The organism is Spiroplasma endosymbiont of Aspidapion aeneum (genome assembly GCF_964031045.1).
Classification (GTDB): domain Bacteria; phylum Bacillota_I; class Bacilli_A; order Mycoplasmatales; family Mycoplasmataceae.
In genome coordinates, this window is record NZ_OZ034994.1 from 194,520 (window position 1) to 218,779 (window position 24,260).

A 24,260-nucleotide genomic window follows, 5' to 3' on the forward strand; every position below is an offset into this window, starting at 1 on the left:
CTATGTTAAATGAAAATATAATCAACGCAGATATTATTAATGATTTTTGCGAAATATTATTAGAGATGTATAAGAATGGTTGATCTGAGAGAAATGGGGGAAACATTTCGTTAATAATTGATGATAATATAATAAATAAATACATAAAAGATTCTAAGCTAGGAATCGAAACTAAGTTGCCATTTAAAACAAAGGAACTCGCAAACAAATACTTATTGGTAACGGGTAAAGGAAAATATTTTCGTCATATAGCCAAAAAAAATAAAACAAAATATAATGCTGGTATTGTGAAAATGAATAATGAAGGTGGCGCATTTAATACAGTTTGAGGATTTGAGAAAGGTTCTGAACCAACTAGCGAATTGCCATCTCATCTATTATCACATGCAGCAAGGCTGAATAAGAACCCAAAACATTCAGTTGTAATTCATTCACACCCAACTACAATAGTTTCGCTTACATTTACAGAAGAATTGAATGAAAAAAGTTTTACAAAAATAATGTGAAAAATGATATCAGAAGCGAGCTTTGTATTTTCTGAAGGAATAGGCATACTTCCTTGAATGGTGCCGGGGTCAAATGAAATAGGTATTGAAACTGCTAAAAAAATGAATAATTATAGATCGGTAATATGAGCTCATCATGGTATTTTTTGTTCAGGAGAAACATTAGATGAGGCATTTGGTCTATTAGAGTGCATAGAAAAATCTGCAAAAATATATCAAAATATATTATCTACAAATAAAAAGATTATTCAAGAAATAACCGATATTGAGTTAATAACTATGTCGAAACATTTTGGATATAATTTAAATAAAAAAATTTTAGATAAGGGAGAATAAATATGATAAATTATGATTATTTAAAAGACATGTTTGGTTTAGAAAATAAAGTAGTAGTAATAACAGGTGGTAATAGCGGTTTGGGTAAAGACTATGCAGAAGCACTAGCGTCTTGTGGAGCTAAGATATTTATCTTTGCATATGATAAAACAAATGTTGATGAAATGAAAAAACAATATAATGAAAATAAATGAGAACTTGAATTTGAGTTTGGAGATATAACAAAGCAAGAATCAAGAGATAAATTAATAAAATCATGTCTAGATAGGTTTAAAAGAATTGATGTGCTTGTTAATAATGCGGGAACAATTTCTAGAACTCCTATTCTTGAGGGTACAGATAATGAGTGACATAAGGTTATGGATATTAATCTTAATTCTATTTATAGTCTTAGTCGTGAAGTTTGCAAAGTATTCAAAAAACAAGGCGGAGGTAAAATTATTAATATAGCATCAATGTTAGCATTTCAAGGTGGGAAGTTTGTTCCAAGTTATGCAGCCTCTAAACATGGAATATCAGGAATAACTAAGGCATTTGCCAACGAATTAGCTGAGTATAATATAAATGTAAACGCTATTGCTCCCGGGTATATTGAAACAGCAAATACAGCTCCTATTCGTGCTGATAAGGAAAGAAACAAGTCTATTCTTGATAGAATCCCTGCAGGTAGATGAGGTAAACCATCTGATGTAGCGGCTACATGTGTATTCTTAGCTAGTAAAGCCAGCGATTATTGTAATGGATATATATTTGCTGTTGACGGTGGATGATTAGCAAGGTAAAGGGGGATATATGAAAAAATCAGATTCATTTTCTAAAAAAGAATTTCTAAAAATGACAAATGAAGAATTAAGAGAAAATAATATATGCAATTTATTTGAAAAGGATATAGTTAATTCAGTTTATAGTTATTATGACAGAGTGATAGTTATGGGGGCAAGACCTGAATCTAAGAAACTTGATATATCTTCTGGAGAATATATACATGCAAAATATCTTCTTGAAAATAGAGAGTTGGGTATTATAAATATTGGCTTTGATGGCGTAGTCTCTGTTGATGGAAAAGAATACATTCTCAAAAATAAGGAGGCTTTATATATTGGAAAAGGAAAACAAAAGATAATAATTAGTTCAAAGGACAATAAAAACCCTGCCTTATTTTATATGTTAAGTGCACCGGCTCATAAGGAATATGAAACAAAAATTGTTGATATTGAGCATGCAAATAAATTAAAATTAGGCACAAAGGAAGAAATAAATGAAAGAGTTATTTATCAATTGATCCATCCCAGTATTTTAGATACTTGCCAATTGTCAATGGGAATAACCTGCTTAGAAATTGGTAGTGCATGAAACACAATGCCACCACATACGCATGACCGAAGAACCGAAGTATATTTATACTTTGATATGAAAAAAGATAGCACAGTATTTCATTTTATGGGTGAACCTAGTAATACAAGAAGTTTAGTTGTACATAACAATGAAGCTGTTATAAATCCTCCATGAAGTGTCCACTTTGGTGTAGGAACTAGTAACTATAGCTTTGTGTGGGGTATGGCTGGAGAAAACAAAGAGTTTGATGATATGGACCATATTAAAATATCAAACATTAAATAAAAGGAGAGTTTATGAAAGAGAACAACCTAAAACTATCTAAACAAGACCTCGAGAAATTTGTAGATAGTGGTTCATTTATTAATCAAGATGAATTAATTAAAAAAATAGAATTAAACAACAAGCATGGAAAGGAAAAAGCTGGAGCAATTGGGGAAATAATTGTTAGACATGTAAATAGGTTATCACAAAATGTTTTTGTTCAATCAATGATGAAAGGTTTTATGATGGTTATCCCTTTACTTGTTGTTGGTGGATTATCAACCCTAATTCAAACTGTTCCAGAAAATCTTGTTACAGCTTTTGGTACCAATAAAAATTGAAGATTACCAATTTGGTTGCACCAAATTTGTACAGAGGTATTTAATTATACATATGGATTGGCAGGAATATTATCATGTGTTGCTATTACGTATGAAATGACCGTTCATTTAAATAAGGATCTAACAACAAACAAAAAAATATATCCTTTTGTAACAATAATAGCTGCAGTTTCATGTTATATGATATTCACATTGGGACAAAACATATATGAATTGCATGTTATCCCAGATAAATATATAAAAGACGGTGGTTTATATATACCATCCGGAACAGCGTTTAATTTCAAAACTAATGGTGGAGTAGCGTTTGGTTATGTATCTCTAGATGCTCTAGGTCCTAAAGGGATGTTACCCAGCTTGATAATTGCTTTTTCAGTTCCATTTATATATAAATGATGTTTTAAAAATAATTTTACAATTAGATTACCGAAATTTGTACCTTTTGCAGTTTCGTTAACTGTAATGGTGTTAATACCTATACTTTTAAGTATTGTTATATTTGTTATTCCTGCGTTTATTATTTTACATTTCACAGGACAAGGAGCATTTGATTGAGTTAATGGAAAATTATCAAATTTATATAACGTATCAAATACTTTACCATTTTATTGTGGTTATCAAATATTGTGTGCCTTATGTTATTTTATGGGAGTTCACAATGCTATTATATCAAATATTTTCGAATCTGTAAGACAAGTTAATGTTACAGAGAATGCTAAAATAATGCAAGAGTTTATAAATGGATTATCTAAAACACCACCGATGAATTGTTATGTAGCCGCAACGGCCACAAATATGATTGGTGGTCTGGGGTGTTTAGCTATGGTTCCGTATTCAATTTTATGTTTTGCAAAATCTAAAAGAATGAAAGGTTTATTTGTTTTAACAGCTGTTGCGTGTTTCTTTAATCTGCCCGAGCCTATACTATTTGGTCTTCCAGTTATATTAAACCCAGTCTTGTTCCTACCTATGCTTTTAGCTCCTATTGCAAACTCAATTCTAATGTATGGATTTATTCATTGGGGACCAAATATGTATGCCCCATACGTAGATGTGGCTTGATGTCTACCATGAATATTTGTTCTACCAGTGGCTACTGGTGTCCAACCAATTTCATTCCTATGTATGTTTTTAACCTTATGTGTTTCATTCGTAGTATGGTCTCCATTCATAATAATTCAAGACAGACTTATATTAAGAAAAGAAATAGAAGATGGTTTAAGCTCAAGAGATTCAATAGAAAATATGTCTGGTTTTGAAATATTGTTGATGTCTATGAGAGATAGAAAAAAATATGAAGATTACAAAGTTATGAAAAATAATTTAAAAATTGCAAATAAAAATAAAATAATTGAGGAAGAAAATATAGAATACATAAAGTATTTAAAAGAACGCCAAGCAAAATCTAAATATAGTTTGGAAAATATTAGAACAAATCTAAATCAAAACAATATTTTGATTATAGGTTCTTTAAAAGATAAAAATGATGAGGCAAAAAAATTAGCCTTGTCAATTATTAATGGGCTTGATTCAGATCCAAATAGAGTTTTATTTGTTAGAACTGGTATATGTGAAAAATTAGGTAAAACACGAAAATTAGTTAAAGTTGCACAATTAACAATAGTATTACAAAGTGCAAGAGAATACTATGAGGAATATGAACTTATTTCTGATAAAATGAATCACATTATAATCCCAATTTCTTATGAGGAGTGTACAGAATATACCAATAATTCACCAAAAGCAATTAAATTAGTAGCTGACCACACAATACAATCTAACTTGATAAAATAGATAAGGAAAACAAATGAATAAAAAAGATATTATAAAAATTATTGAAGATGTAACACTACATCTCTCAACACTGAGAGATCCAGAAAATAAGTATGCAGTCAGAGTTCCTGATGGAAGATTAATTCCTAATAGAGATTTTACTTTTTGAGAGTGAACAAGCGGCGTTGGACTTTATGGTATTATGAAAACTTATGAAAGTACTAAAAATAATAAATTTTTAGATATAATTTATAATTGATTTGAAGAACAATTACCAAAAGAAACCGAAAAAAATATAAATACAATGGTTCAAATGTTAACTTTATGTGATCTATATAAAATAAAAAAAGATAGTAGATATTTGGATGTAATTAAGGAATGGGGGGAATGACTTGTAAATAAATTACCAAGAACTAAAGAGGGTGGATTCCAGCATGTTGTATATGCTTCTATCCACGAACAGCAATTATGGGTAGATACATTAATGATGAGCGCTTTAACAATAGGAAGAATTGGTGTGCTGTTAGATAATAAAAATTATATTGATGAAGCAAAATATCAATTTTTAATTCATTCAAAATATTTATTTGACACAAAAAATGATTTGTGATTCCACGGTTATTCATTCATAGAAAAATCTAATTTTTCAGAGGCTCACTGAGGCAGAGGTAATAGTTGACCAACCATAGCCATTCCTCAAATAATAAACATTTGTAACTTGAGTTCAAATGATCCAGTAAGAAAATTTCTAGAAAATATTTTAATTAATCACATTGATAAATTATCAAAATTGCAAGATAAGTCAGGGTTATGACACACAATTCTTGATGATAATTCAAGTTATCTAGAAACAAGTTGTACCGCTGGTTTTGCATATGGTTTACAGTATGCAATTAACAGCAAACTAATAGATAAAAAATATCAAACAAATGTTAATTTAGCAGTGCAAGGGTTGTTAAAAAATATCACGAAAGAAGGCGGTTTGTTAAATGTGAGTGGTGGAACACCTGTTTTCAAAACCTCTGAGGAGTATAAAAAAGTAATTCTTGGAGACTACCCATATGGACAAAGCATGGCAATACTAGCATTAATAGAATATATAAAGGTTATTTAACTATGAAAAATATAATCTTAAAAAATAATAATATAGATAAAATAAATATACCCGAAGATTTTATAGAGTTTAGTGATTTAGTTCAATTAAAAAAAATAATTTTTCAGTATAATGCAGACACAAGGTTTCATATTTTTGGTTATAATCTATATAACTGTTTTATAGAATTAATAAGATATAAAAAATTTGTTGTTACATATGTTAATTCTATATGTGATACAATTGAGACAATTCTATTTAGTGATGCAAACGTGTTTTTATATGAATTACGTGAAATATCCATAGATAAGTCTATGAGTTTATATAAAAACGTTATTCTACAAAAAGAAAGAGTAAAGGATGATTATCATGATATTTATGTTAATGAATATCATTCATTTGGTAAAGATGATGAAAAATAAAATCTTACTTATGATTAGTGATGAAATAAAATATAAAGAAGATATTAAGTCACTTGTGTATAAATACAATCAATATGATATTGAACTATTAGAACATAGAACTACTAATCTTGTTAATGCTACAAATAAGTTCATTGATTCTTATATAAAAGAAGACTATATAAAGGGTTTAATTGTCTGAATAACCGGAATTGGAGTAACTAATCTTTTAAATAAAAAAATGCAAAATAAAAATTCATTCACAACTGTATCAGAATTTTATTTAAATGAGATAAAAAAAGACTACAATATAGATATTCTTGTAATTGGAGAAATGGTAACTGGATATAAAAATTTAACATATATTATTGACGAGTATTTAAAGGAATAGGTTATGGTTATAATTGGAAAGATGTTTCTTAACAAAGGCTATGAGAAAGAGTACAAAAAAAGACATGATGAACTTTGACCAGAAATGGAAAAGGCTATATTAGATCATGGTTTACAGGAATATTATATTAATTTAGACACTGATAACAATATACTTTATTCTTTTCTAAAGGTTGATAGTGCTGAAAAATGAGAACAGTTAAGAAATACTAGAATTTGTAAAAAATGGTGAGCTTATATGTCAGACATTATGGAGACAAATGATGATGGTTCTCCAAAATTTATTAAACTAACTGAAGTTTTTCAACTTAGTAGATAGAGGAAGATATATGAAAAATATAATAGAACATCTTATTAATGAAAAGATAGTTGCTGTCTTAAGATTGTCAACACAAGAAAAAGCATCTAAATCCATAGACGCTGTAATAGAAGCTGGGTTTAAGTTTATTGAAATAACATTAACTATTCCTAACGCATATGATATTATTTCTAATAAATTAACAAAATATAAAAATTCAGATGTCATAATTGGTGCTGGAACTGTTACATCAATCGAACAAGCAAAAAAAGTAATAGAATTGGGTTGCAAATATATAGTAGCGCCGGATTTTAATCTAGACATTTCAAATTATGCGAAGGATTTAAATATAGTTTATATCCCTGGTGTTATGACTATTAATGAAATTGTAAATGTTATGAACCATGGTTGAGAAATTGTTAAATTATTTCCCGGTAATAATTACACTCCTGGATTTATTAAATCAGTTTTGGCCCCTTTTCCAAATTTTAAAATTATGGTAACAGGTGGAGTTGATATTAATAATTTAAATGATTGATTAAACGCGGGTTCGGTTGCTGTTGGTATTGGTGGAAATCTAACAATTGATATTGAGAAAGATAATAATTATAATAATTGTGTCAAAATTGCTAAGCAGTTTATTAGTAAGGTAAATCAATAATGAAAATAGCTATTTATGGTGAGATGTTGATGAGATTATCGACTAAAAAAAATCAAATATTTAGAGAAGGTGAATTAGTATCAATGAATTTTGGAGGTGCAGAATATAATGTCGCTTGTAATTTGGGAAATTGAGAAAATAATGTATCTTTTTACACTTTGTGTGGTAAGGACTATCTAACTACCAAGTGCCTTAATCATCTTCGCTCATATAATGTTGATATTTCCAGTGTTAAATATATAGAATCACCAAACCCATTAGGCTTATATTTTTTAGAGGATGGAACTGGTTATAAGATTCCAGATGTTGTTTATAATCGAGTTAATAGTGTATATGCTACAAATGAAATATCAAATGAAATGCTGAATACGATATGCAATAATAATGATTTTTTGTATATCTCAGGAATTGCTTTTGCTCCATCAACAATAACAAGAAACTCATCATCAAAATTAATTAAAAAATTCTATAATATAAGGAAAAATGTGATACTCGATTTTAATTATAGAGCTAAATTATGAGATTATAAAACTGCTAAAAAATTATATGAAGAAATACTCCCATTTATATCATATGCATCGTTAGGACTTAAAGATCTACAATTTATTTTGGGAATTTATAAATATGATGAAAAAATTACTTTTGAAGAAAATATTTTAGAAGGATTTAAACTATTGTTTAAAAAATATCCAAATATAAAATCTGTATATTTTACTAAAAGAGATTTTATAGAAAATAATGGCCAAAAAATACAAGCCTATTTTATTAATAGTGATTTAATGATGTACAAATCAGAATCATATATGTTGTCAAATATTATTGATAGAATTGGAACGGGTGATATATTTTCTGCAGGGATTGTTGATGGAATTTTGAATAACAAAGACCCAAAAGAATTTATTGAGTTTGCCATGAAAGGAAATATATTAAAACATTTTTTCTTTGGAGATAATGCTAAAATTTGCAAAAGTAAAATTAATGGTTTAAAAAATAACTTTGATGTATCAAGATAAAAAAAATATATTTGCATAATTTTGATATATTTTAATGTAAGACGTAATATTCAATTACGTTTTACATTTTTTAATTTACAATGGTTATTTCATTTTAAACAATTTTTATATTAAATAAATTATTTGTGGTGTTTTAATATAGGTAAAGAAGTTAGGTATATCAAGCTTTTAAAACCTCAGTTTTTACAGTAAATAAAATAATTGTAAAATGGCAAAGGTAACCCTAAGGGGAGGAAATAATATTTACCTCTCACTAGTAGAAAGGTTACTTTTTTTATGAAAAAATATAGTTACAAAACAAAATATCAAGCAATATTAGACTATTCAAATGGAATAGAAATTAGTGAAATAGTTAAAAAATACAACATAACTTCTGGTGCGCCGCTTATTTCATATTGGATTATTAGGTATAATAATATTGAAGAATTAAAATTATCTTCAATGAAGGAAGAAGAATATATGGCAAAAATTGAATCTGAAGAAATATTAAAAGATAAAAAAATGAAAAAACTGGAGCAAGAAAATAAAGAATTAAAATGGGAAAATGAAAAACTTAAGATGCAAAACAATGTGCTAAAAAAGTTCGATCCTTCATGACAGATGCGTGACATGAAGGAGAAGATGACGACTAAACCATATAAGCATCATTCATTTTGTGAAATATATATAAAGGAATTTAAAAAGGCTGGAACTGTTAAAAAATGTGTGATGCATTGGGAGTATCTGTAAGTAAATATTATGCATTCAAAAAACGTTTTAATTTGTTAAAAAAATCAGAATTCAAATACTGAAATTATCCACCTTTCATCCCTAAATATATACCAAAAGCTAATCCTAATGCAGAGGATATGATTACTAAATTTTATACAACATTTAATGCTCCTGGGAGTGCTTTTACAATAAATAAGTGGATAAAAACTACATATAATGTTAATGTTAGCCGAAAAATCATTCGAGATTACCAATTAAAATAACCCCTTAAAATTCCCTGTGGCTGTTCGTTGAACTAAGAGAAGTAAGGCAGTGCGAATTAAACAAAACATTAGAAATGATTTAATTAGAAATGATACATATACAACATGTCCAGGACAAAAAATTGGTATTGATGGAACTTGATTTAAAGATCTATTTATAAATGGAAAAAGAACTAAGTTATTATGTGAAATTGCTTATGATTGATTTACTAGAAAAGTTGTTTCATATACAATCGGTCAGGGCGAAAATACACAAACTGTTGTTTCAACATTATTTGGTATTTCTAAATATCTGTCAAAAAATAACTTCACAAATTGTATAGTTCAAATGGATAGAGGTTCAGCCAATCTTTCCTATGAAGTTCTAAATTATGAAAATCATCAACACAATTTTATAATATCAATGTCTAATTCTGGTTTTAAGCACAATTCATCAACAGAGGCATTAAATGGTTGAATTAAAGAACAATTCTATTTATCAGTTGGAAATCACTTTAATTCACTTTCAGATTTTTACAAAGCATTCAAAACATTTATTAAAAACAAAAATTTATTACAAACTTATATTTACAAACAAAAAAGAGGTGAGATATTTATTTAACTTCTCTCCCCTTAGGGTTAACCATGCTCAATAATAACAACAAATTTTAATAAATTTTACAATATTATAAGTAGCTCACTATCTTATTTTTTTACTTTCTTTGTGTAAAATTGTAACGTTATCAATTAGTGATGCAACTGTCATTGGACCAACGCCGCCAGGAACCGGAGAAATCTTATCAACCAAATCAATAACATCATCATAATCTACATCACCGCAATATGCACCGTTAATAAAATTTGCCCCAACATCTATAACAACTTGACCTTTACTTATAAATTTTTTATTAATAAATTTGGGTTTACCAATAGCAACAATTATCAAATCCGCCATTTTTGTTATATGAGATAATTGTTTTGTTTTGCTATTACAAACCGTTACAGTTGCTTGCCTATTTATTAGTAAATTTGCCACAGGTTTACCAACAATATTGCTTCTGCCTATTATTACTATATTTTTCCCTGATATGTCAAAATTAATATTATCGATTAATGAAACTATTCCTTTAGCAGTGGCAGGTGCTATTAATGACTGCCCTAAAACCGCTCTTCCTTGAGATACATATGTAAAACCATCAGCATCCTTACTTGGGCTAATAGTGTTTACAATAAAATCTCAATCTAAATTTTTGGGTAGCGGGGATTGAACAATAATACCTGTTACTGACTTATCATAATTTAATGAATCTATTTTTTTTATTAATTCACTATTAGTAGCATTATCGTCGAACCTAATGTGGTCAAATTGTATGCCAATTTTTTCACATAACTTTTTCTTCATCCTTATATATATATTACTTGCGGAGTTATCTCCAACCTGAATGATAACCAATTTAGGAATATCATCTCCATTTAAGGTTTTTATATATTGAATACTCCTTTTGTTTATTATATTTGCTATATCAATTCCATTTATTTGTTTACATTTCATAATTTTATTATATATTAATTATATTGTGCTTGCTTATTATTATTCTAATTGATAATATATATAAGTAGATAGGGGCACTTTATGATAGATCTACTTAATTTAATAAATAAATGAAAAATTGATAAAAATAACTTAATACCATATGGGCAATCTTTCAAGCTTAAGCATCAATCTTATGTTAATAATGGCAAGAAAGGGAAGTTAATTTTAACAACGTCAATAAATCCAACAAAATCTGGTGAAGGAAAAACAACAGTATCAATTGGAATAGGTGATGCGCTAACAAATCTTGGTAAAAAAGCTATGTTAGCATTAAGAGAACCTTCAATAGGACCGGTATTTGGACAAAAAGGTACTGCCACCGGAGGAGGAGAATCAAGATTAGAACCTTATGATGATATTAATCTCCATTTTAACGGAGATATGTATGCAATTGAAATGGCAAATAATTTAATTAGTTCAATTATTGATAATCACATATACTGAAAGACCGACCTTGATATTAATCATAATTTAGTCACTTGAAAAAGAACATCAAACTTAAATGATCGATCTTTAAGAAAGGTAGATATTAAAATCAGTAAATTTATCACAAGATGTGAAGAATTTGTCATAACGCCAGCCTGCGATATTATGAACATTATGACAATTTGTGAGGATATTAATGATTTTAAAAATAAATTAGAAAATTCAACAATTGGTTTCAATAATCAGGGGAATGAATTATTTGTGAAAGATCTTAAAATAACAGGTAGTATTTTGTCAATACTAAAGGATGCATTCAATCCAAATATTGTAAAAAGTGCTTACAACACACTTTCTCTAATACACTGTGGTCCTTTTGCTAATATATCGGTGGGTACTAATTCAATAATAAGTACAAAAATTGCACTTTCGTTATCAGATTATACAATAACAGAATGTGGATTTGGAAGTGATTTAGGATTTGAAAAATATATGAATCTTATAAATTTCAACAAGCAAAATCTTATACCAGATTGTGTTGTTCTTGTTGTAACAATTAAGGCACTTTTAGAGCACAATGATTTTGAAAATAATTTTAAATTTCTAAAAAGACATATACAGAATATTAAACAATTTAATTTAAATATGATTGTTGCTATTAATAAGTTTAGTGGATTTAAAGATAAAGAAGAAGAGCTTGAGGAATGATTAGTCAATAATAATATTGATTACGAATATTGTTCAGCCTACACCGATGGACCAATAGGAGCAACTAAATTATCAAAAAAAATTATTAAATTGTGTGATAATAAAGTAGATATTAAGACAGTTGTTAGCAAAGATAATTCTATTGAAGAAAAAATAGCATTAATTTCAAAAAACTTTTATGATATTGATGAAATAATCTATTCTGATATTTCTCAAAAAAAGCTATTAGAATTTGCGAAAAAAAAAGATCAGAACTTTTTGCCAATCTGTATTGTTAAGTCACCCACAACATTAAGTGGCAATAATGAAAATAAGATTGTTATTAATGATATAATAATTAATAAAGGAGCGGGGTTTGTTCTTGTCTATTTAAATAATATATTTTCTATGCCCGGATTAAATAAAAATCCAAATGCTGAAAAAATAATGTTTAATATGAAAAATTATAAAATAGAAAATTTAGACTAGCATATGGGGGAATAATGTTTGTAAAATTTAGTAAAGATATTTCATTTTATACTCTAAGAAGAAAGTGGATATGGGAGCTTAATGAGGACAATATTGTTAGTATTTCTCGAATGAAAATTAGAGCGATAGAAAAAAAATACAAAGATAACGCAAATTTATTTGATGAATTTAAATATTTAGTTTTTTGAAGGTGAGTCAAAAAGAATACAGATATTTCCGAGAGATTTGTAAATAATTTTAAAAAAATAATTAATAAATTAGGTTTGTCATTGTCTCCAAAAGAAGAGAAGTTTATTACAAATATTGAAGAATATGTATTTTCATCTTGAAGACCATTGAAGTCAATACCTGTTAGATTCAATCTTTTTCCAAAAGAGGAGGTTAATTTATATCAATCAAAGGTTTTTCTTTTAAGATGAGACGATATTGATTGTAAATCTTATGAGTTGGGTGAATATGACTTATATTATTCAAATCTAAGATTAATATTTTGTGATAAATCATATACTATTCAACGTGAAATTTATAATAATCAAATTAAAGATATTGATATTTTAATAATAGGTACTATTGTTTATCTACATAATGGTAAAAATTACCTTCTTAGATCCAATAATAAATTATTGTCATATATTTTTTTGTTAGATATTATGCCGCAATTTAGAGATAAAAATAAAAAACCAGATTATTATAAATTATATAGTTTATCTGATGCTTTTTTTAATATAATAAACTAGGAGAATTATGGAAAAATATGTAGTTGAGCTATCCAATATTGTAAAAATATTTAATAAGGATTTAATTGTTTTGAAGGGTATTAACCTTAAGGTTTCATACGGTGATGTAATTGGAATAATTGGTCCTAAAAATTCTGGAAAAGGTGTTTTAGGAAAAATTATTGCGGGGGATGTTGCGCCTTCTTTAGGTAAATTATATTATGGTTTTGATAGTGTTTCACCAAACAACATTGGACTTCAATTCAGAGAGACATCTTGACCTGACGGATTTAGAGTAAAAGACATGATTACTTTATATAAGGAGATTTACAATTTAGAAGATGAACAATGACTACAAAAACTTTACAGTATATTTAGAGTATCTGATTATTGAAATAACAAATTAAATAAGGTAGATCCTTTGTGATTGCAACTATTTAATACTTTTTTAGCTTTTTTGCCAAAGCCAAAACTTATAATCATTGACGCCATATCCACAACCATTGGTGTTGATATAAGAAAAAATATTATTGATTTCATATTGAAATATATTGAAGAGAACGATGTTGCGGTCATCATCTTAGCTCCTGATAGTACAATGTTTAAAAGATTATGTAATAGAATCATTCTAATGGATGAGGGTGTTATAATAAAAGATGAAGTTATAGATTCTAAAGCTAGAGATAAAGTATATGAAGAATATCTTTTAGAATCTCTGAAATATATTGAAGAAAATAAATCAGAAAGAATTCTTAATCCAATTTATATGCCATATATAAAAAAATCTCTTGAATGCATTGAGATTTATAAGGAACTTTATAAAAAATACATTCAATTGCATTTTGAAAACAGAAAATTAAAAACAAAGAAACTTTTACTTTCAATTAATAAATGAAAAAAAATACTTTTTTGAATAAATATTGTTTTGACTGACCTAGGTAAAAAAATAGAGACAATGAAGAGACATAATCAGATAAAGGTTGAGATTTCATATTTTGAAAAAGAATTTAAAAAATTTCAAAGGTATTATAATAAATCTGTAATTAGTTTTAAGTTGAGAAATGATATTAATAGTTTTTTAGAGGGGTCTTATGTATTTATAAATTTTATATTAAAAGATTTAAAAGATTTCGAATTAGAAAAAACTAGAGTCCAGAAATTAGATATTATAAATAGCAAAGACAAAGAGTTAGAGAGATATAAGAAAAAAGTTATTCTTGAAGAAGAAAAAATATTGAAAAGATTTAATAGGCATACAAAGGCAAATAAGTAAATGTTTAGAGAAATAAAAAAAATATTTAAAATACTATTTATTAATTATATTTCAGACTTGCTAGGATTATACACAGGTTGAGCTATAATTATTTTAACATTATTTGCTTGACTATTCTTTAAGGATACTTATGGAGTATCAGAGACTTATGATGCTTTTGTTACAGCATCCGCAATCGGTGTTTGTTGTGTAAGAATAAGTTTGTATAATTTTGCTAGAACAATATTCATTTTCAAAAATGATAATATTTTCGATAGATGGATTTTTTCAGGTGTTAAAAAGATTAGTATAGCACTTGCTTTTATAATATTTAATTTTATATTATGCACACTATTATCATTGACATTGATAGCTATATCTTCTTGTTTTGAATCTCAAAGATATTCTATTAGAGATATGAATGTACCTGTATTCTTACTCGGTTACATTATGATGGTTTTTACATGCCAATTAATAGGATTTATTGCTGGAATGTATATATTTAATTCATATGAATGAGTTGTTACATTTGGTCTTTTTAATTATTTTGTTTCAATTTATTTATTAGGACTAGGTATACCATATAATATATTAGAGCAATATCGTTTCTTATATTGAATAGGATATTTATTAATACAAAGGCCTGCAATAATGTTAATGGATGTTGGATGAGTTAATGCCGAAAATATGCAATTTACATACAATAATATAACACACTCTTTTGGATATGGTGAAAATATTTATTATTTACTGGCTAATTTGTTTATATTTATAATTATCTTACTCGGTGCTCTAATATTTTTAAATATTTGAAAATATTCATTTAAACAAAAAGAGAGTTTACTTTTTATAAATGAATATCTACAAAAATTAAGACATGATCTTGATTTTCTTGAATCCAAACAAGAAATTAAGGAATATTTAAAAAATCATTCAATCACAAATAGATTACACAACAATAAAAAGGCTACGAATAATGTTAAAAGAAAATAAAGCATTTATAAAGGATAAAAAATGATTCTCAATAGTACATTTTTATTTTAAGTATGCAACAACATCATATTTCTTTTCCCCAATAAAATGTTTCATTGGATTTTTTGTTATATTATTGGTATTAAATATGTGACTTATTACGCATAGTGTAGATTATTTTGTTGTACCAAGTTGTGTGTGTGTTGGGATGATTAGGAATACCACACAACTATTTTTTCTTCAATTAAAGCAATACCGTGAAAGTTGTTTACACGCTAGAATTAAATATATAAAAAAAACACTTGCCCCATATATTGGTTTTATGTTATCAAATTTATTAATTAATATTATAATAATTTTATTAACATTAGGAAATGCCTTTATCTATAAATCTCAAAGAGATTTACTCGGGAATATTAATTGATTTTACTTTATTTTTGGAATATTATTATTGTGATTATTGCTAATATCTATGGCATATTCCTTATATATTTATTCTCGAAATCTTTTAGCTTCATATTGTATTTCAATTACATTTTATATTTTTGCTGTTTATTATTTAGGTTGTGCTTATCCATATTATGTAATTAAGGAGTATGCATTTATAGATAATGCAATGTATTTCTTTCCTCCGAAATATATTGTGAATGTTGTGCAAGCAAGTTATGTAAACGCAACTGATTTATATTTTGTCTTTTATAAAAGTAATAAATCAATCTCTGTTGATTATGGAATGGGACATAACATTTGGTATCCGATATTAATATCAATTGGATTTATATTGTTGCTATCATTTTTAACTATTTTAAAATGAAAAATAAATAATATTAAGGCACAAAGCAATTTTATTAATATTAATTCTATTAAAAATATCCAAGATAAATACCAAAAAAAAATAGCTCAATGCTTAACAATAGATGAAGTTAATATTATACATAATAATTTTAAAGAAAATTTTGAAAATAAGACAAGCAAATAAGATAATTATATTAGTTATTATTATGAATATTGTATAATAAATATATTAGAAAGATTTATAAAGTGAGTCATATTAAAAATAATCAGTTTAAATCAGGGAACAATAAAATTTTAAATAATATTCCGAGCAAGAATGATAATGAGTTAACAAAGGATAGATGATACCATAAATTAAGAGTACCAAGTGCAATGCTTATTATTCTTATGCTTATAGGGTTGATCGTTGTTATTTCATGAATTTTACACTATTCAGGGGTTACAACTTCATATTACGATTCTGATTCAAAAAGTTCTGTATCAGTAAAAGTAAAGGCGCTTGGTATAATTGATATTTTTTATGAGCCGTTCGTAGGTTTTCAAAACACTTCAGATATAATTATTTTTATGTTTTCAATTGGTGCATTTATTAATATTGTTGTTGCTTCTAAATCGTTAGAAGCTGGTACACAAAGAATATTAAAAAAAATGAAAGGTAGAGAAGTGTTAGCGATAATTCCGCTGATGCTATTTTTCTCTTTGTGTGGAACTGTTGAGGGAATGTGTGAGGAATCCCTTGGTTTTTACATTATATGTGTTCCAATAATGCTTTTAATAGGTTTTGATACTGTTACAGGTTTCTTGATTGTATTTCTTGGAGCAGGAGTTGGTGTAATGTGTGCTACAATTGATCCGTTTGCTGTTTCTACAGCTGTAAAAGCGTTAAATTCAGCTGCTCCAAATAATCATAATTTGTTCACTGAAGGAACTGGATTAATTTGAAGAATTGTATCATGGTTGGTATTAACGTCTTCAACTATAACATACGTTATGTTTAGAGCACTTAAAATTAGAAAAAATCCCCAACTGTCTGTTTCGTTTTCAACTCTTGAAGAAGATAAAAAATTTTTTTTATCAAATAATATTGAAGAAATAGAAATGACATGAAAAAGAAAATTAAATCTTGTAATTTTTATTGGCGCATTTATAATGATGATTATATATATAATCCCATGGGATTCAATTTTAGGAATTGATTATTTTGCAAATTCTGGAAAATGAGTGAATAATAATTTGCCATTTATTACTGGAGTTATTCCTGGTTTTGGAGATGGTAATGATAACTTCTTAATTGTTGGTAGTTTTTTCCTAATAGCATCAATAATATTGGGATTTATTAACACTCTCGGGGAAGAGGAATTTTTAAGACTTTTTATGGAAGGTGCAAAAGGTATTCTCTCTGTATCATTAATTATAGCTATGAGTTCTGGTTTAAATCAATCATTATCAGACTCCAATATTAAATGAATCGTAATTGGTGGTGTTGGTGATACTATAAACAGCATACATTTTGTTGTTCTTAAAATTATTGTAATTTTTATATTATTTATATTAATTTCATTTTTACTCCCATCTACATCTGGTTTTGCTAATACTGTTTTACCATTAACAATAAATTCATTGTTAATTAGTGGTGCTAATGGCCCTGAGTTAAGTTCAATTGCTCCAAATATTATTTTAGCATTTGTAATGGCAAATGGGCTTGTGAATTTATTTACACCACTGTCAGGTGTAATATTTGGAGGTTTAGAGTTGTGCAGACTTACATATAAACAATTTTGACAGTTTATGTGAAAAATTATTTTAGGTCTTTTTGTTCTATGTTTAATAATGTTAATTATTGGAACTTTATTAGTAGATTCTAACATATTGCCTAAAAATATATAGTATTTTTTATACAAAAAATAATTTAGGATCAATTTAATATCAATTTATAAGAAAATAATATTTTGGTTGCAAAAAATAATCACAATAGCGGAGTGCTAGTGATCATTTTTTTAATTACCAATTTTATAATTAGAAAAAAATATTTAAAAACTATTTTATAAGATGCTAAAATTAATTTTAATTACTTTTTTAGCAATTTTTAATTGCGAGAAAGTGTACTTACCACATAATTATTCGCAGAGTTTTTAGGCATATAAGGTGATGTAATTAAATTTTAATTTTTACTAAATTTTACCATCAATAAGTTTATCTCTCTTTAATAAACGTTTTCTAAAGTATTTTATTATTTTTTTATGTTAAAAAATCATTTGATACAACACCTAATAATTTTGGTAAAAAAATCATTTTTATGGTAAAATATTATTGTTTATATAAAGGGGAAATATGAGAAAAAAAGTAATATTTGGAAACTGAAAAATGTTTAAAACAAATAAGGAGGCTATTGAATTTATTCAAGATGCGGAAAATAAATTAAAATTACCAAACAATTATGTGGCAGGTATAGCAGCGCCATTTACTGCATTAAGTGACTTAAAAAAAGTGTCAAAGAACATTATCATATGTGCACAAAATTGCCATTTTAAAACAAATGGTGCTTACACTGGCGAAATTTCTATTCCAATGCTAAAAGGGATAGGGATAACACATGTTATTATAGGACACTCTGAAAGAAGAGAGATGTTTGCAGAAACAAGTGAAACTGTTAACGAAAAATTAAAATCTCTTTTAAATGAAGGTCTAACACCAGTATTTTGTTGTGGTGAAAGTTTAGAAATTTATGAGTCTAAAAAAACAATTGATTTTATTAAAGAACAAATAATAAAAGGATTTAAGGATATTAAAGATTCTGATGCAGAAAAAGTTATTGTTGCTTATGAACCAATATGAGCAATAGGAACTGGTAAGACAGCCTCACCAGAACAAGCTCAGGATGTTATTAAAAGTATAAGGGATATATTATCAAATATTTATACAAAAGATGTAGCTTCAAAAATTATCATTCAGTATGGTGGAAGTGTAAATCCAAAAAATGTAAATAATATTTTATCACAACCAGATATAGACGGTGCATTAGTAGGTGGTTCTAGTATTGAAGTATCATCATTCTTGGAGTTATTTAAAACAAATGAAAAATAATATTCAACTAATTGCCTTGGATATGGACGGCACTTCATTTCATAGGGCCGGAGGTATAGTTGACCATAATATTCAACCGATAAAAAAAGCAGAAGAGCAAGGTGTGAAAGTAGTATTTGTGACAGGGCGACCATTAAATTGTGATCTAAATAACGATTTATTTAAACACGATATGGTAAATAATGATACTCTAATTGTTGGATTTAACGGTGCACTAATTAAAAATTTATTAACAAATGAGGTCCTACATCAAGAAGTAATAAAAAAAGACATAGTTAACAAAGTATTTAAAGCAGCAAAGAAATATAAAGATGGTAGTATATCTCTATGGTGTTATCTTATTGATGAATTTACTGCAGTTGTTAATAAACCAATTAAAGGTGATTCTTATCTTGAGGGTGAAAATCGCTTTTTAAAAGGAAATGCTATAGTATATCACGATGATATGAAATTAACTGATGCTTATAAATTCATTATTGGAACAAATGAAGAGGGATTTATTAAAGATCTTAATAATCTGGGGCTAACTTTTTATGGCCAACTAGGAAAAAACTCAGAGGTAGTTTCAACAGAGGCAAGCAAAGGAAAGGCCTTAGAGTATTTATCAAAGAAATATAATATTTCACCAAAAAATATGTTATCTGTAGGTGATGCAGAAAATGACATTCCAATGTTAGAATATACAGATTTTTCATTTGCACCAAGTAATGCAAGTGAAAAAACAAAACAGTCAGCAAAGTTTGTTTGTGATCTTTCAAATACTGAAGGTGCAATTGCCAAAATTATCGAAGACTTTGTAATTGAAGGAGAAAATAAAAATGAAAACTAAAAAACCTATTGTATTAGCTATATTAGATGGATGAGGTATTGAAAAAAGCGGAAAAGGTAATGCTATTAGTGAGGCAAACATGGAATTTGTTGAAGAATTGAAAAAAAAATATCCATGAGTTAAAGCGCATGCAAGCGGGGAGTGAGTTGGTCTTCCAGAGGGACAAATGGGAAACTCAGAGGTTGGGCATATTCATCTTGGTGCTGGAAGAATTAAGTATGAGTCTTTGTCGTTAATTAATAAAATAATTGCTGATGGTAAATTTGATGATAACTATGAGGTGAAATCTGCAATTGAAAATTGTAAAAAAAATAATTCAGCATTTCATATCATGGGTTTATTTTCTGATGGTGGTGTTCATTCACATATGAAACATATGTTTGCAATATATGAGGCTTGTGCAAAGAAAGGTTTGAAAGAAATATATATTCATTTATTTACAGATGGAAGAGATACTAGCCCAAAAGCGGCAATTGAATATACCAAACAATTACAAACATTAATAAGTAAATATAATGTTGGAGAAGTTGCTTCAATTTCGGGTCGTTTTTTTTCCATGGATAGAGATAAAAGATTTGAAAGAACAGCGGAGGGTTACAAATCTTTAGTTACAAGAACAACAAAGAATTATTTTTCAGATCCAATTGCTTATATTAATGAACAATACAAAAATAATAAGGATGATGAAGGTATTATTCCAGCATACAATATAAATACTAAAAATGGTTATATTAAACAAAAAGATTCAGTATTTTTTGCAAATTTTAGACCAGATCGAGCAATTCAATTGGCGAGTATAATTACAAATAAAGATTATATTGGGTGAAAAGATAAGTCATTTGAGGAATTACCATTTGTAGGAAACGATATTTATTTTGTTTCAATGATGGAATATTCAGAATCTATAAAATCAAAGCACATAGCTTTTAAACCAATTGAGGTTATTAATGGTTTAGGTGAATGATTGGCTGAAAATGATTATAAACAATTAAGAATAGCAGAAACTGAGAAAATTGCTCATGTGACATTTTTCTTTGATGGTGGAAAAGATTACTTTAAAAATGGTCTAGCAACCCAAGAAGAAATATTAATAAAAAATGCAAGTATTGCACTAATTCCATCTCCAAAAGTTGAAACTTATGATTTAAAACCAGAAATGTCAGCGGTAGAAATTACTAATAAATTAATTAATGAGATTGATAAAAAGGAATATGATGTAATAGTTTTAAATTTTGCAAATTGTGATATGGTTGGACACACCGGTGTATTAGAGGCTGCAATAAAAGCTGTTAAAACAATTGATAATCAACTTAAGAGAATATATGATGCAAGTGAAAGAAATGGATATACAATGATAATAACAGCAGATCACGGTAACGCAGAAGTTATGATTGATGATGAAGGGGGTCCAAATAAAAAACACACAAATAAATTGGTTCCAATTATTATTACAGATAAAACATTAAAATTACGGGAAGAAAACCCAGCAATAGCAGATGTGGCACCAACAATTTTAGAAATAATTGGGTCTCCAATTCCAAAAGAAATGACTCAGAAAAGTTTGATTATAAAATAAATTACTAAATATAGCTATAAAAAAACCATTACAAGTAATGGTTTTTTTATAGCTAATTTTTCTTTTTCATAGTTTCTAAAATAGTATCATAAGCTGCATTAATTTCTGCCATTTTTTGTTGTGCGTTTGCAGATTTGTTTTTATCTGGGTGATTTTCTTTTGCAAGTTGTCTATATGCTTTTTTCACATCATCTGCACTTGCTCCTTCTCTTAAACCAAGAGTTTGATATGCTTTAGATAATCTTTGCCCTTCATCTGCTTGTTGGTACTGTTGATAATTATTTTGATAGTGTTGGTTATACTCTTCATTTTTTCGATATCTTTGATTTTGTCTTCCAATTCCAAATATACCAGTTATTAGTCAATAAAGAAAAACATAGTATAAAACTTTCCCAGCAAACCAAAATATCATCATTATAAACATTAATACATCATCGTTCAACTTATCTTACCCTTGCTTTCTATCAGCCTATAACTCTTGCAGATTTTCTAATTTCTTTTTCAATATTAAGAACCGCTTTTTCAGATTCATATTGAGTTGAAAGTATATTCCATATTTTTCCCTTGTAACTACAACAATCTCCAGCAGCATATATATATGGTCTTGATGTTAGATTATTTTCATTAACTACAATCCTCTTTCTCTCATCGAGAACTAAGTCTTCTAAGCCTTTTAGTGCACATTTTTTTGCAATAAAACCATATGCTATAATAATTTTATCACACTTTATTCATTTTTCTTCTTTATTTTTATTATTTCTTATTAATATCGATTTTATACAATTATTTATTATTTCTTTGTCAACCACAACTCAATCTGCAAATATGTTGACTTTATTTTTTACCATTTTGTCTATTTCTGCCTGGGTTGTTCTAAATTCTTCTCTTCTATGTACTAAATATACATCTTTCGTAAAATTAACTATTTCATTTGCAAAATCAATAGCACTATTACCCCCGCCAAGTATAATAACTTTTCTATTAGCAAACTGTGACAAATCCTTAACATTATAAATTATGTTGTCATATTCAAAATCATCCGCCCTAATTGGTTCTAATTGGCCAGCGCCCAAACATAATAATATTCTTATAAAATTAACTTTTTTAGTATTTGAAAATGTTACATTAAATGTTTTTTCATATTTTTCATCATTAATAGTTTCAATATTATCAATTCCTAAATTTGGTAAAAATTTTAAATTCTTTTGATTTTTTATGTTTTCATTCATATTATTAACTAGATTTTTTGCTATAATATCATTGATAAACGGTAGGTTTGATATTGTTTTTTCTGGATAAAATTTTGAGATTTGTCCACCAATATCATTACTCGTTTCAATCATTATTGTTTTTAAATTATTTTTGCTGGCAACCCTTGAAGCATGCAATCCAGTAGCTCCGGCACCAACAACTAATAGGTCATATTTTTCCATAGTTGCTCCAATGTAACTCTATTAAATATTATAATGAAAATAAAAGAAAATAGGTGGTTATTTTGTTAATTAAGAATGTAGAAAATTTAGAAACTGTTTATAAACGCATAAAAAAGAGAAATTGAAAAAACACTGTAATTCTATTACATGGACGACTTGGGGCAGGAAAAACAACGTTTACTAAATATATATTAAAGAGAATTGGTGTAAAAGAGACTATATCATCACCAACATTTAATATTGTAAATCAATATGAAGTGGAAGGATTATCTATAAATCATGTAGATTTTTTTCGTTTGACAAAACCAATAAGTGAAGATGTTGACCTGGTGCAGGAATTAATGAAAGATAGATTATCAATTATTGAATGGTCAGAAAATGTCGAATTGGATTATACTGGCTATGATATTATTGAAATTCACATTAAAATTATTGATGAGAATTGCCGCGAGTTTTTAATATGGTAAGAGATTTATTTATAGACACTACTAATAATTGTATCCTCCTAATATATGAGGAAGATAATATCATTATTGATACTTATTTTGAGAACAATTTAACTAAGGTTAGTGATATAGTAAATCAAAAAATTGATGATTTATTAGAAAAAAATAAAACAAGATTAAGAGATATTAATAACTTTTTTGTTGTTAAAGGGCCCGGCACATTCACAGGTGTAAAGGTTGGCATAACTGTGGCAAAGACATGTAAAATGCTCAACAATAATATTAGGATATTTTTGATCTCATCTTTACAATTGATGAGTGGAATCAAAGCTACAATGGCTGTATTGGATGCAAGGTCAAATAAAAGCTATGTAGGAGTTTATATTGATGGCAAACCATATTTTCCAGACCAGGTTCTTGATAATAATATGCTTGAAGATTTTTATAGTAATTGTAAAAATATTTTAAAAAATATCAAATATGTTAAAAATTATGATAGTATTTTATTAGTAGAAAATTTTAAGTCAATAAAACATCTACTAAATGAGATTGAAAATATAGATTTACTTGTTCCTTTGTACATTAAGCAATATACATAAC

At 27.3% G+C, this 24,260-nt stretch carries 27 protein-coding genes; 24 read left to right on the forward strand and 3 right to left on the reverse strand.

Annotation, left to right across the window (positions count from 1 at the left end; translation table 4 throughout):
• Window positions 1-2: 2 nt before the first annotated feature.
• The 13 genes from rhaD to AAHM97_RS00960 all read left to right on the forward strand — a co-directional run bounded on the left by rhaD (window position 3) and on the right by AAHM97_RS00960 (window position 9,986).
• Entirely contained in the window at window positions 3-842 is an 840-nt protein-coding gene (rhaD, locus tag AAHM97_RS00900) for a rhamnulose-1-phosphate aldolase (protein ID WP_342269072.1), read from the forward strand.
• Window positions 843-844: 2 nt separating this feature from the next.
• Window positions 845-1,624: a 2-dehydro-3-deoxy-D-gluconate 5-dehydrogenase KduD gene (gene kduD / locus AAHM97_RS00905; protein ID WP_342269073.1), complete on the forward strand. Its 780-nt coding sequence runs from the start codon at window positions 845-847 to the stop codon at window positions 1,622-1,624.
• A 10-nt stretch (window positions 1,625-1,634) separates the two neighbouring features.
• A complete protein-coding gene (gene kduI, locus AAHM97_RS00910; RefSeq protein WP_342269074.1) occupies window positions 1,635-2,462 on the forward strand; it encodes a 5-dehydro-4-deoxy-D-glucuronate isomerase in 828 nt (275 codons plus the stop codon).
• A gap of 11 nt (window positions 2,463-2,473) precedes the next feature.
• Window positions 2,474-4,576 carry a PTS transporter subunit EIIC gene (locus AAHM97_RS00915; protein ID WP_342269075.1) on the forward strand — a complete coding sequence of 701 codons (2,103 nt, stop codon included), beginning with the start codon at window positions 2,474-2,476 and terminating at the stop codon, window positions 4,574-4,576.
• Window positions 4,577-4,589: 13 nt separating this feature from the next.
• Window positions 4,590-5,669: a glycoside hydrolase family 88 protein gene (locus tag AAHM97_RS00920; RefSeq protein WP_342269076.1), complete on the forward strand. Its 1,080-nt coding sequence runs from the start codon at window positions 4,590-4,592 to the stop codon at window positions 5,667-5,669.
• 2 nt (window positions 5,670-5,671) lie between these two features.
• Window positions 5,672-6,070, forward strand: coding sequence for a hypothetical protein (locus AAHM97_RS00925; RefSeq protein WP_342269077.1), 399 nt, complete (start codon window positions 5,672-5,674; stop codon window positions 6,068-6,070).
• Window positions 6,060-6,440, forward strand: a complete 381-nt coding sequence (locus AAHM97_RS00930; RefSeq protein ID WP_342269078.1) for a hypothetical protein — start codon at window positions 6,060-6,062, stop codon at window positions 6,438-6,440. The genes AAHM97_RS00925 and AAHM97_RS00930 overlap by 11 nt, the downstream gene beginning before the upstream one ends.
• A gap of 3 nt (window positions 6,441-6,443) precedes the next feature.
• Window positions 6,444-6,758, forward strand: coding sequence for an L-rhamnose mutarotase (gene rhaM / locus AAHM97_RS00935; RefSeq protein WP_342269079.1), 315 nt, complete (start codon window positions 6,444-6,446; stop codon window positions 6,756-6,758).
• Window positions 6,759-6,768: 10 nt separating this feature from the next.
• Window positions 6,769-7,398 (forward strand): bifunctional 4-hydroxy-2-oxoglutarate aldolase/2-dehydro-3-deoxy-phosphogluconate aldolase, encoded by a 630-nt coding sequence (locus AAHM97_RS00940; protein ID WP_342269080.1) that lies wholly within the window; start codon window positions 6,769-6,771, stop codon window positions 7,396-7,398.
• On the forward strand, window positions 7,398-8,411 hold the full coding sequence (locus AAHM97_RS00945) for a PfkB family carbohydrate kinase (RefSeq protein WP_342269081.1): 1,014 nt from the start codon (window positions 7,398-7,400) through the stop codon (window positions 8,409-8,411). The genes AAHM97_RS00940 and AAHM97_RS00945 overlap by 1 nt, the downstream gene beginning before the upstream one ends.
• A gap of 276 nt (window positions 8,412-8,687) precedes the next feature.
• The gene (locus AAHM97_RS00950) at window positions 8,688-9,140 is read left to right on the forward strand and encodes a hypothetical protein (protein ID WP_342269082.1); all 453 of its coding nucleotides are present in this window, start codon (window positions 8,688-8,690) and stop codon (window positions 9,138-9,140) included.
• Complete coding sequence (locus AAHM97_RS00955) at window positions 9,113-9,385, forward strand: hypothetical protein (protein WP_342269083.1); 273 nt, start codon at window positions 9,113-9,115, stop codon at window positions 9,383-9,385. The genes AAHM97_RS00950 and AAHM97_RS00955 overlap by 28 nt, the downstream gene beginning before the upstream one ends.
• A 16-nt stretch (window positions 9,386-9,401) precedes the next feature.
• Window positions 9,402-9,986, forward strand: a complete 585-nt coding sequence (locus AAHM97_RS00960) for a hypothetical protein (protein WP_342269084.1) — start codon at window positions 9,402-9,404, stop codon at window positions 9,984-9,986.
• Window positions 9,987-10,064: 78 nt separating this feature from the next.
• Here the strand turns inward: AAHM97_RS00960 and AAHM97_RS00965 are convergent, their stop codons facing one another.
• Complete coding sequence (locus AAHM97_RS00965) at window positions 10,065-10,916, reverse strand: bifunctional 5,10-methylenetetrahydrofolate dehydrogenase/5,10-methenyltetrahydrofolate cyclohydrolase (RefSeq protein ID WP_342269085.1); 852 nt, start codon at window positions 10,914-10,916, stop codon at window positions 10,065-10,067.
• 81 nt (window positions 10,917-10,997) lie between these two features.
• Here AAHM97_RS00965 and AAHM97_RS00970 point away from each other — a divergent pair, with 81 nt between their 5' ends.
• The 9 genes from AAHM97_RS00970 to gpmI all read left to right on the forward strand — a co-directional run bounded on the left by AAHM97_RS00970 (window position 10,998) and on the right by gpmI (window position 21,781).
• The gene (locus AAHM97_RS00970) at window positions 10,998-12,557 is read left to right on the forward strand and encodes a formate--tetrahydrofolate ligase (RefSeq protein WP_342269086.1); all 1,560 of its coding nucleotides are present in this window, start codon (window positions 10,998-11,000) and stop codon (window positions 12,555-12,557) included.
• Between the two features lie 14 nt (window positions 12,558-12,571).
• Window positions 12,572-13,294, forward strand: a complete 723-nt coding sequence (locus AAHM97_RS00975; protein WP_342269087.1) for a hypothetical protein — start codon at window positions 12,572-12,574, stop codon at window positions 13,292-13,294.
• 7 nt (window positions 13,295-13,301) lie between these two features.
• Window positions 13,302-14,546 carry an ATP-binding cassette domain-containing protein gene (locus AAHM97_RS00980; protein ID WP_342269088.1) on the forward strand — a complete coding sequence of 415 codons (1,245 nt, stop codon included), beginning with the start codon at window positions 13,302-13,304 and terminating at the stop codon, window positions 14,544-14,546.
• Complete coding sequence (locus AAHM97_RS00985; RefSeq protein ID WP_342269089.1) at window positions 14,547-15,518, forward strand: hypothetical protein; 972 nt, start codon at window positions 14,547-14,549, stop codon at window positions 15,516-15,518.
• A complete protein-coding gene (locus AAHM97_RS00990) occupies window positions 15,502-16,476 on the forward strand; it encodes a hypothetical protein (RefSeq protein ID WP_342269090.1) in 975 nt (324 codons plus the stop codon). Before AAHM97_RS00985 ends, AAHM97_RS00990 begins: the two co-directional genes overlap by 17 nt.
• 62 nt (window positions 16,477-16,538) lie before the next feature.
• Complete coding sequence (locus tag AAHM97_RS00995) at window positions 16,539-18,179, forward strand: YfcC family protein (RefSeq protein ID WP_342269091.1); 1,641 nt, start codon at window positions 16,539-16,541, stop codon at window positions 18,177-18,179.
• A 444-nt stretch (window positions 18,180-18,623) separates the two neighbouring features.
• Entirely contained in the window at window positions 18,624-19,376 is a 753-nt protein-coding gene (gene tpiA, locus AAHM97_RS01000; protein ID WP_342269092.1) for a triose-phosphate isomerase, read from the forward strand.
• The gene (locus tag AAHM97_RS01005) at window positions 19,366-20,205 is read left to right on the forward strand and encodes an HAD-IIB family hydrolase (protein WP_342269093.1); all 840 of its coding nucleotides are present in this window, start codon (window positions 19,366-19,368) and stop codon (window positions 20,203-20,205) included. Before tpiA ends, AAHM97_RS01005 begins: the two co-directional genes overlap by 11 nt.
• Window positions 20,195-21,781, forward strand: coding sequence for a 2,3-bisphosphoglycerate-independent phosphoglycerate mutase (gene gpmI, locus AAHM97_RS01010; protein WP_342269094.1), 1,587 nt, complete (start codon window positions 20,195-20,197; stop codon window positions 21,779-21,781). Before AAHM97_RS01005 ends, gpmI begins: the two co-directional genes overlap by 11 nt.
• A 52-nt stretch (window positions 21,782-21,833) precedes the next feature.
• Here the strand turns inward: gpmI and AAHM97_RS01015 are convergent, their stop codons facing one another.
• Window positions 21,834-22,223: a DnaJ domain-containing protein gene (locus tag AAHM97_RS01015; RefSeq protein ID WP_342269095.1), complete on the reverse strand. Its 390-nt coding sequence runs from the start codon at window positions 22,221-22,223 to the stop codon at window positions 21,834-21,836.
• Between the two features lie 19 nt (window positions 22,224-22,242).
• Window positions 22,243-23,214 carry an NAD(P)/FAD-dependent oxidoreductase gene (locus AAHM97_RS01020; protein WP_342269096.1) on the reverse strand — a complete coding sequence of 324 codons (972 nt, stop codon included), beginning with the start codon at window positions 23,212-23,214 and terminating at the stop codon, window positions 22,243-22,245.
• A 62-nt stretch (window positions 23,215-23,276) separates the two neighbouring features.
• On the opposite strand from AAHM97_RS01020, the gene tsaE reads away from it, so the two are divergent.
• Together tsaE and tsaB are read left to right on the forward strand one after the other, a co-directional pair.
• Complete coding sequence (tsaE, locus tag AAHM97_RS01025) at window positions 23,277-23,681, forward strand: tRNA (adenosine(37)-N6)-threonylcarbamoyltransferase complex ATPase subunit type 1 TsaE (RefSeq protein ID WP_342269097.1); 405 nt, start codon at window positions 23,277-23,279, stop codon at window positions 23,679-23,681.
• Window positions 23,675-24,259: a tRNA (adenosine(37)-N6)-threonylcarbamoyltransferase complex dimerization subunit type 1 TsaB gene (gene tsaB / locus AAHM97_RS01030; RefSeq protein ID WP_342269098.1), complete on the forward strand. Its 585-nt coding sequence runs from the start codon at window positions 23,675-23,677 to the stop codon at window positions 24,257-24,259. The genes tsaE and tsaB overlap by 7 nt, the downstream gene beginning before the upstream one ends.
• The last annotated feature ends 1 nt before the right edge of the window (window position 24,260 follow it).